Here is an 8706-nt window from a genome sequence, read left to right as displayed (position 1 = left end):
CTGCATACGCTGCTCGGCCTCGAAGCGGCGTCGGAAGAAAGCATCCATCTGCGCCACGACCATCACGGTTCGGCGGAAGATGCCGACCACCATCACGACGAGTTCGACTCGGTCGTGGTCGAGGCGCGCGTGGCTTCGCGCGAAGGCGCAATCGACGCGCTGCAAAAGCTCGTCGATAACCACACGATCTACCGCGTGAAGGGCTTCGCCGCGCTGCCGGGCGCGCCGATGCGTCTCGTGATCCAGGGCGTGGGCCGCCGCTTCGACAGCTATTTCGACCGTCGCTGGAACGCGCAGGAAAGCGCGGCGCAAGCAGACGGGACGCTGTCGAGCCGCTTCGTGCTGATCGGCGAAGACCTTGACGCGGCCACGCTGCAAGGCGCGTTCGATGCGGCGCTGGCGCAAACCATCACGCAATAAGCGCGCTGCGTACTTTTTCAAGCTTGCACTGACGGGACCGCCATGCATCTTTTGCGCACCACACCGGGCGGTTTCGTCGATGACACGCAGGGCGTGATCCGCATCGACCAGCAGCCCGCCGACATCGTCGTGCTGAGTTCCGCCGATACGACGCTGGCCCTGCTCGCAAGCGTCGTCGCGCGTCTGCCTGAGGGTTTCCCGAGCGTGCGCCTGGCCAACGTGACGTATCTGCGCCAGCCCGCTTCGGTGGATTTTTACGTCGACGATGTTTTGCAGCACGCGAAGGTGGTCGTGGTCGATCATCTGGGCGGCGAAACCTACTGGCCATACGGCATCGAGCAGGTCACGACGCTCGCCGAACAACGCGGCCAGTTGCTCGCAATGTTCTCGGGCGACTTGCAGGAAGACCCCAATCTGATCGCGAAGAGCCGCGCGGAACCCGAATTCTGCCGTCTGCTCTGGCGTTATCTGCGCGAAGGCGGCGCGGCCAATGCAGAAGGTTTTCTGCGCGCGCTCGCGTGGCGCGCGTTCGGCTTTGGCGCGGAACCTGCGCCGCCGGTCGTGCTGCCCGCCGCGTCGCTCTATCACCCGGCGCGCGACGTGGCGAGCATCGAGGACTGGCGCGCGCGCTGGCAACCGGGCGCGCCAGTCGTCGCGATCCTGTTCTACAAGGCGCATCTGCAGGCCGCCAACACGGCCGCTTTCGATGCGCTCATCGACGCGTTGCTTGAGCGCGGCCTGAACCCATTGCCGCTGGCGATCACCTCGCTCAAGGACGCAATCAGCCGCGACGTGCTCGATCGTCTGGCCGCCGAGCACGACATCGCGCTCGTGCTCAACACCACGGCGTTCGCGGCCTCGTCGCTGGACGATCCGGAGCCGCTCGCGCTGGCGGGCGACGCGCCCGTGCTGCAGGTGATCCTGAGCGGCGGCAATCGGGAAGACTGGATCAAGGACAACCACGGCCTCAATTCGCGCGATATCGCCATGCATATCGCGCTGCCCGAAGTCGATGGCCGCATCATCACGCGCGCGATCAGCTTCAAGGGCCTCGCATACCACTGCAAGGACACGCAGGTCGATGTCGTGCGCTATCAGCCCGATGCTGAACGCGTGGCCTTCGTGGCCGAACTCGCACAGCGCTGGTGCCGCCTGCGCACGCTGCCGAACGCGGATAAAAAGCTCGCGCTGATCCTCGCCAACTATCCGATGAGCGAAGGGCGCATCGGCAACGGCGTGGGGCTGGATACGCCAGCTTCCGTGGTGAACATCCTGCGCATGCTGCGCGATGAAGGCTATCGCGTGGGCGATCTGCCCGAAGGCGGCGAAGCGCTCATGGACACGCTCACGCAAGGCGTGACCAACGATCCGGATACGCGTGCGCTGCGGCCCGCGTGGCAGAGTCTTTCCATCGACGATTACCGCGCGCGTTTCGCGCAACTGCCCGTGGAGGCGCAGAACGCGCTGATCGCACGCTGGGGCGCGCCCGAGCAGGACCCGACGGTGCGCCGTGGTCGTTTCATGATCGCGGGCTGGCGCTGCGGCCAGGTGTTCGTCGGCATCCAGCCGTCGCGCTCGCGCGGCGACGACAGCTACGCCAACTACCACGATGCCGATCTCGTGCCGCCGCACGCGTATCTGGCGTTCTATTTCTGGCTGCGCGAGAGCTTCGGCATCGACGCGATCGCGCATGTGGGCAAGCACGGCAATCTCGAATGGCTGCCGGGCAAGAGCGTGGCGCTGGCCGACACCTGCTGGCCCGACATGGCGCTCGGGCCGCTGCCGCATCTGTATCCGTTCATCGTCAACGATCCGGGCGAGGGCAGCCAGGCCAAGCGGCGCGCCCAGGCCGTGATCGTCGATCATCTGATGCCGCCGCTCACGCGCGCGGAAAACTACGGGCCGCTGCAAGACCTCGAACGTCAGGTTGATGAGTATTACGAAGCATTGATGGTGGACCCGCGCCGCGCGAAGCTGCTGCGCAAGACCATCCTCGAAACGATCATCGAGCACAAGCTGCATGAGGAACTGAGCGTGGCCGCGCCGCAAGATCAACAGGGTGAGGACGAACTGCTCAATCGCGCCGATGCCTACCTGTGCGAACTCAAGGAAGCGCAGATTCGCGACGGCTTGCATATCTTCGGCGAATCGCCGCAAGGCACGCAGCGGCGCGACACGCTGCTCGCGCTCGGGCGTTATCCGAGCGGCGACGGGCAGGGCGCGAACGCGGGTTTGATCGACGCGCTGGCGCGCGACTTCGGCATCGATCATCTGCTCGATGCGGCGAATGTCGATTGGGCCGCGCCATGGGACGGTGCGCGTCCTGGGCTACTCGTGCAGGCTATCGACGGGCCCTGGCGTCATGCGGGCGACACGCGCGAGCGCCTTGAAACGCTGGCCGGTACGCTGCTCGCGCAGGCGTGTGAAACGCCGGATGCATTCGATGAGATCGTGCCAACGCTGCCGCACGCCGCGCGCGTGATTGCGCGTTTGCGCGACGATGTGCTGCCGCGTCTGGATGCGTGCGGCCACGAAGAATTGCGTCAATTGCGGCGCGGTTTTGAAGGCCGCTTCGTGCCGCCTGGCCCAAGCGGTTCGCCTTCGCGCGGCCGCCCCGACGTGCTGCCCACGGGCCGCAACTTCTATTCGGTCGATACGCGCGCGGTGCCCACGCAGGCGGCGTGGTCGCTCGGGATGAAATCGGCGCAACAGCTTATCGAGCGGCATTTGCAGGAGCACGGCGACTACCCGCGTGCCATCGGTTTATCGGTGTGGGGCACGGCCACCATGCGCACGGGCGGCGACGATATCGCCCAGGCGCTGGCGCTGATCGGAGCGCGGCCCAAGTGGGCGGCGGGCAGCCAGCGCGTGATCGACTTCGAGATCATGCCGGTGGAAGCGCTCGACCGCCCGCGCATCGACGTGACGTTGCGCGTGTCGGGTTTCTTCCGCGACGCATTCCCGAACGTGATGCATCTGTTCGACGCCGCCGTGCAGGCCGTGGCCGAACTCGACGAACCCGAGCATCTGAATCCTCTGCGCGCGCGCATCCAGCGCGAACGCGACGCCCTGATTGCCGATGGCATGGAGGCGGGCGAAGCGCGCCGCCGCGCGGGCTGGCGTGTGTTCAGCGCGCGGCCGGGCGCGTATGGCGCGGGCCTGCAGTCGATGATCGATCATCGGCAATGGCAGACCGATGCCGATCTCGCGCTCGCATACCAGGCGTGGGGCGGCTATGCCTACGCGCAAAAAACAGGCGGCGACGAGGCGCGCGATGCGTTCCGCAAGCGCCTGGCTTCCATCGACGTGATCCTGCAGAACCAGGACAACCGCGAACACGACCTGCTCGACTCGAACGATTACTATCAGTTCCAGGGCGGCATGGCGGCCGCGGCACGGCACTTCTCGCAGGCGCAGCCTACGCTCTATCACGCCGATCACAGCAACCCTGCCGCGCCGCGCATCCGTCCGCTGCAGGAGGAGATCGCGCGCGTGGTCCGTTCGCGCGTGGTGAATCCCAAGTGGATCGACGGCGTGAAACGCCACGGCTACAAGGGCGCAGCCGAAATGGCGGCGACCGTGGATTATCTGTTCGGCTACGATGCGACCGCGCGCGTGGTGGGCGACCATCAATACGCGCTGGTCGCCGACGCCTACGTGCACGACGACGATACGCGCGCCTTCATGGAGCGCCACAACCCGCACGCCTTGCACGCGATCTGCGAACGCCTGATCGAGGCGATGCAGCGCGGCTTGTGGCAGGAACCGGGCGAGCATCGCGAGAAGATCGAACAGCGACTGCTGGAAGCGGGCGAGCGCGTCGAAGGCCAATAACGAAGGATCATGAACATGAACGCAGCGGCGACGCGTCCCGCTTTTCCCTTCACTGCGCTGGTCGGCCAGGTGCCGTTGCAGCGCGCGTTGCTGCTGGCAGCCATCGATCCGGCGATTGGCGGCGTGCTCGTGAGCGGGCCGCGCGGCACCGCGAAATCGACGGCGGCGCGCGCGCTCGCCGCGCTGTTGCCCGATGGGGCCTTTGTCACGCTGCCGCTTGGCGCGAGCGAGGAAAAGCTGATCGGCACGCTCGATCTGGAAGCCGCGTTGCGCGAAAGCGCGGTGCGTTTCGCGCCGGGCCTGCTCGCGCGCGCGCACGACGGCGTGCTTTACGTCGATGAAGTGAACCTGCTGCCCGATGCGCTGGTCGACGCTTTGCTCGATGCGGCGGCGAGCGGCGTGAACACGGTCGAGCGCGATGGCGTTTCGCATACGCACGAAGCGCGTTTCGTGCTGGTCGGCACGATGAACCCGGAGGAGGGCGAGTTGCGTCCGCAACTATTGGACCGTTTCGGGCTGATGGTTGAACTCGACAACCGCTATGACACGGCCGAGCGTCAGCGCATCGTCAAGGCGCGGCTCGCGTTCGATGCGAATCCGCAGGCGTTTTGCGCGGCGCACGAAGCGGCGCAGCGCGACCTGGCCGCGCGCATCGCGACGGCACGTGCGGCGCTCGACTCGCTGGCATGGAGCGACGCCGTGCACGAACGCGCGGCGCAGTTGTGCGTGCAGGCGGCAGTAGACGGCATGCGCGCCGATCTCGTGATGCTGCGTGCGGCGCGCGCGCTGGCGGCGTTTGAAGGTGCTGCGCAGATTGCGCCCGAGCACGTCGATCAGGTCGCCGCCGCGGTGCTGGCGCATCGCCGCCGCGCGCTGCCCGATCACCCTCCGGCCGGCCGCGACCATGTCTCGCCGCCGCCGCCGCCGTCGCCGTCGCAACAACAGCATGGCGATACACAAAGCGAAAGCCAGCAGTCCGAATCAAACGCCGACTGGGGCGAACTCCCGCCCGAGCCCGTTGCTGCGAAAGCGGTCAAGGGCGTGATCCCGCTGCCCGCAAAAAAACGCTGACCCGTCGGGCAAGGGCCACCGCCCAGGCACAGGGCGGCGCACGACGGCGTGAAGGTCCAGGACAGACGCGGGCGCGCATCGTGCACGGGCGCGCGCCTGGCGCGGCGGGTTTGCGTCTGGCGTGGCCCGCCACCCTCGCCGCCAAACGCGGCACGGCGCTGCGCGCAGAACATCTACGTTACGCGCAACGCCAAACGGGCACCGGCGCGCTGCATTGCTTTGTGCTCGACTGTTCGGCGTCGATGCTTGCACACGGCCAGCTTGCCTTGGCCAAAGGCCTGCTGATCGCGCTGTTCGATCGCGCGCGTGCCGAACGTGTGGAAGTGGCGCTGATCTGCTTTGGCGGCGCGGGTGCCGAATTGCGCTTCGGGCCCGCCGTACCGCGCTGGTGGAACGAGCGCTGGCTCGCACCTGTCGGCGGCGGCGGCGGCACGCCACTTGAAGCGGGCATCGCGCGCGCCTCGCTGCTGCTCGACGCCGCGGCGCGCCGTGACCCGGCGCGCGAGCGTCACCTCTGGCTCTTCAGCGACGGCCGCACGACACAATGGCCCGCGCGCCCGCGCCTGGCGGATCACATCACCGTGGTCGATTGCGAGGCCGCAACCGTGCGCCTCGGCCGCTGCCACGCGCTGGCGCGGGCGTGGCAGGGCGAGTGCGTCGCGGCAGACGCGCTGCTCGTCCCGTCGCTGTCATCGCCTTCGCCGGATTAGCGCGCCGCGCCGGTCCAGTACAGCACATCGTCCTGACGGTCGAACACGTAGACCTTCATCGCCATCTGGTCGGCGGGCGAAAGGCTGTCGAGTTCGAGGCCGAGCGTGTACAGCGCCTCGGGACCGTCTTCTTGATGGACATTGCGCACGATGGCGCTCGTTTCGACGGTGGTGTCGAGCTCGCCCGAGCGCAGCCGCCAGGCCAGACGCAAGCGCTCGCCGACCTTGGCGAGCGCCCACGGCGCGGCAATCGACAGCCCGAGCGCGCTGATGCCGCGCGCGAGCGCGACGCCCTGATAACCCGCGGTTTCCTCGCCGAGGCCATAGCGCACCGGGAACTGCGCGCGCACGCGGATCGACTTGCGCTCGCGCAGCATACGGATATTGGCGGGCTTCGAGAGCACGAGGTAGCCGAGCGGCGCCTGATACATCGCGTGGATCGTGCACACGAAGCGATAGACCGCGTGGCTCGCGATCGCGACGATTTCGACGTTCTCGCCAGGCGTGATCTCGATTGGACGCCGGTCCACGTAGGGCAGCGTGACGAAGATCGCTTCATTGGGCGCAACGCCGATCAGCTTGCACGGATGCATGGGCGCGCCGCTCGCGCCCTGCTGCGGGCGCAGGCCCATGAGCGCGCCGATCGTCAGGTGCAGATCGCGCACGGTCAGCGCGGCGTCCGGTTCCTGCGGTTTTGCGGGGGCGCTGGCGGGCGGCTCGAGGTCGCCGCGCTGCGGGGCGAAGTGGCGGAACAGAAAGTCGCGTTCCATTTCGCCAACGAGGGTGGCGCCGGCATCGAGCAGCAGTGTGCCGTCGGCATCGACGAGGGGCCAGTCGAGCGGCTGGCCGGGTGCGATGTCGGCGGGCGTGAGTGCGGCGGATTCGGGGGCCGCGGCGCTGGCCTCGGTGCTTTCCTGCTTCGCTGCCTGCGTGGCTTCGGTGCTATCGGTCATCGGCGCGCGTCCTGCCTGTTAGGAGATCACTGTGTTTACGGCGCGATGAAGGGGAATTTTAGGGTGCGATTGTTTGCGCCTATGCGTTGCGCATCGACTTTGCCGTCTTCCGGCGATGGAGTCATCTATCGAACTTGTCTGATTCAGGTCAACGGATGGCTTGCCTATCCTGACATCTGTTCAGCCAACTTCGACGCAGACAGCCATGAGCCCCTTTTCCCTTATTGATGCTTCCCGCCTTCAGGCCCGTGGATCGATCGTTGAAGATCACACGTTCATGGCCGCAAGGACATGCGCGCTGTTTCAGAAGCGCGAAGAAACGCCCCGCGAGGGCAAGCGGCAGGACAAACGTTTTTCGCTGAGTGGCGCGATGTTCGCCGGCATTCTTATGTCGTTCGGAGTGCGATCGAATATGCGGGTGCCGTTCGATGAGGGTGGGGAGCGTCGTCATGGCCATTACCCGGATTGACACTGTTTCGCGGGTTGCGTGACAGCATTTAACAATGAATCAAACTGATTTTCGCCGCGAGGCAGGCAATGCTCCGGTGAATCCCGATAGCCTGCTTGCCCGGCACTTCGAGCGTCATCGCCATTTGTATCAAGACTTCAGTGCGTGTCTTGCCTGTCTGTTCTCGATTTTTGTCATTCAAATTGCGGCGAGACTTGCAACCTGATCTTTGGTAGTAATCGGAAATAAACGAGCGTGAATATGATCACTTCATTTCAGACATGGATTCAAACTCAAACCGGACGTGGCGATGCGGTAGGGCGCTTGGCGCGCGATGTCAGTGTCGATGACCGGGCGCCGGATGGGATCTGGAAGGCAAACTGGATCGACCATTTGATGGTGCGTAATGCGAGCCTGGCGGCGATGGCTGCTTTTGAAGAGGCCTGGGGTGAATATAGTGGGTTGTTTCTGGATAAGTATCGGTGATTGAGCGGTGGGTTGGCATTTCCTTGGTTTCGTGTCGGTCTATTAGCGTTGCCCCTGTGCGGGGCGGCACCTACTTTCTTTGCGGCGGTGTACAGACTGGAGACATGGTTGACACCTGTACGAGGACATCGTTGACACATCATGTTCAGGTTTCTGCTTTCCTCAGGTCAAGTTCCGTGAGCCGGTGATGGCCGAACCATAGTTCCACGACACCGTCCTCTCCGTCCTTCGCACGCACTGCCACGTCCAGCCCCTTGAGCGCGATTGACAGCCGCAGTGCTCTTCCGTGCACGCGCACCACGCCGTTCGAATTGACCCGCAGCACCACATCATCCGGGCCGTACTGCAGCTCCGGCAACTTCTCCGGCATGGCGCGCGGGCTCGGTCTGTAGCGCGTGATCGGCGTGGCCATGTCGAGTGCCTCGTGCGGACGTTGCGTGTTGTACACGTGACGCCAGCGCTGCAATTCCTGCTGCACATGCTCGTGCGTACTGAACGTATGGCGCGACAGCACCTCGGCCTTCAACGAGCGGTGAAACCGTTCGTCCTTGCCATTGGTCTGTGGGTGATACGGCCGGCTGTAGCTCACACGGATGCCCAGCCTGATCAGCCACACCGCCAATTCGGTGAGTTGCCCCGGGGCGCTTGGCGAGCCCCACGGCGCGCCGTTATCGGTGTTGATGCGCGAGGGCAGTCCGTAGCAGCGAAACACCTGCTCAAGCTCATTTCGCACCACCGGCGTCGTCATGCGTGCGCACGCGGCCAGCACGATGTTAAAGCGCGA

General features: G+C 65.6%; 9 protein-coding genes. 7 read left to right on the top strand and 2 right to left on the bottom strand.

Annotated elements, in window-relative coordinates; all coding sequences use genetic code 11:
* The 4 genes from VG320_RS30395 to VG320_RS30380 form a co-directional block, all read left to right on the top strand.
* A partial coding sequence (locus tag VG320_RS30395) for a GTP-binding protein (protein ID WP_327203779.1) occupies positions 1-420 on the top strand: 420 nt, incomplete at its 5' end.
* Positions 421-462: 42 nt separating this feature from the next.
* Entirely contained in the window at positions 463-4254 is a 3792-nt protein-coding gene (gene cobN, locus VG320_RS30390; RefSeq protein WP_327203778.1) for a cobaltochelatase subunit CobN, read from the top strand.
* Positions 4255-4269: 15 nt separating this feature from the next.
* Positions 4270-5325 carry an ATP-binding protein gene (locus VG320_RS30385; protein WP_327203780.1) on the top strand — a complete coding sequence of 352 codons (1056 nt, stop codon included), beginning with the start codon at positions 4270-4272 and terminating at the stop codon, positions 5323-5325.
* A gap of 77 nt (positions 5326-5402) precedes the next feature.
* A complete protein-coding gene (locus tag VG320_RS30380; protein WP_414696171.1) occupies positions 5403-6035 on the top strand; it encodes a vWA domain-containing protein in 633 nt (210 codons plus the stop codon).
* Here the strand turns inward: VG320_RS30380 and VG320_RS30375 are convergent.
* Complete coding sequence (locus VG320_RS30375) at positions 6032-6988, bottom strand: flagellar brake protein (RefSeq protein WP_327203776.1); 957 nt, start codon at positions 6986-6988, stop codon at positions 6032-6034. The two genes, VG320_RS30380 and VG320_RS30375, sit on opposite strands and share 4 nt — an antisense overlap.
* 205 nt (positions 6989-7193) lie before the next feature.
* Between VG320_RS30375 and VG320_RS30370 the strand changes: the two genes are divergently transcribed.
* Genes VG320_RS30370 through VG320_RS30360 form a run of 3 tightly spaced genes read left to right on the top strand, consistent with a single transcriptional unit; the run spans position 7194 to position 7922 of the window.
* Complete coding sequence (locus tag VG320_RS30370) at positions 7194-7457, top strand: hypothetical protein (protein ID WP_327203775.1); 264 nt, start codon at positions 7194-7196, stop codon at positions 7455-7457.
* A 34-nt stretch (positions 7458-7491) separates the two neighbouring features.
* Positions 7492-7662 carry a hypothetical protein gene (locus VG320_RS30365; RefSeq protein WP_327203774.1) on the top strand — a complete coding sequence of 57 codons (171 nt, stop codon included), beginning with the start codon at positions 7492-7494 and terminating at the stop codon, positions 7660-7662.
* 35 nt (positions 7663-7697) lie between these two features.
* The gene (locus VG320_RS30360) at positions 7698-7922 is read left to right on the top strand and encodes a YozE family protein (protein ID WP_327203773.1); all 225 of its coding nucleotides are present in this window, start codon (positions 7698-7700) and stop codon (positions 7920-7922) included.
* A 145-nt stretch (positions 7923-8067) separates the two neighbouring features.
* Here VG320_RS30360 and VG320_RS30355 read toward each other — a convergent pair.
* Positions 8068-8706, bottom strand: a 639-nt coding sequence (locus tag VG320_RS30355; protein ID WP_327203772.1) for an integrase core domain-containing protein, incomplete at its 5' end; no start/stop codon positions are given.

This window comes from Paraburkholderia sp. (assembly GCF_035948235.1).
Lineage (GTDB): Bacteria > Pseudomonadota > Gammaproteobacteria > Burkholderiales > Burkholderiaceae > Paraburkholderia.
This window is presented reverse-complemented; position numbering and strand designations above follow the sequence as displayed.